Below are 386 nucleotides of genomic sequence, written 5' to 3'. Positions count from 1 at the left end.
GCATGGTCAGGCAGGACAGCGCGGCGAACCCGCCGTAGGACGCGCCGTGCACGCCCAGCCGGGTCGTGTCGGCCCACGGCACGTCGTCGAGCAGCCGCACCGACGCCTCCAGGTCGGCCAGGTCGCCGCCGCCCCAGTCGCGGTAGATCAGCCGCTGGTGGCGCATCCCGTGGCCGGACGACCCGCGGAAGTTCGGCGCGAGCACGCCGATCCCGCGCGCCAGCAGCGCCTGCACCAGCGGGTCGAACGTCGGTTTGGCCTGCCACTCCGGTCCACCGTGGACGCTGAGGACGACCGGCGCGGGCGCGTCCGCGTCCGCCGACGTCGGCCGGTAGAGCAGGCACGGCACGGTGAGTCCGTCGGCGCTCACGGCGTGGACGACGGTC

At 75.1% G+C, this 386-nt stretch carries 1 protein-coding gene; it reads right to left on the bottom strand.

Annotated elements, in window-relative coordinates; all coding sequences use genetic code 11:
* Window positions 1-370: prolyl oligopeptidase family serine peptidase (locus AB0G02_RS32775; protein WP_360801987.1), on the bottom strand; the 370-nt coding region annotated here is incomplete at its 3' end.
* Window positions 371-386: the final 16 nt, after the last annotated feature.

This window comes from Actinosynnema sp. NPDC023658, from assembly GCF_040639995.1.
Classification (GTDB): Bacteria; Actinomycetota; Actinomycetes; order Mycobacteriales; family Pseudonocardiaceae; genus Actinosynnema.
This window is presented reverse-complemented; position numbering and strand designations above follow the sequence as displayed.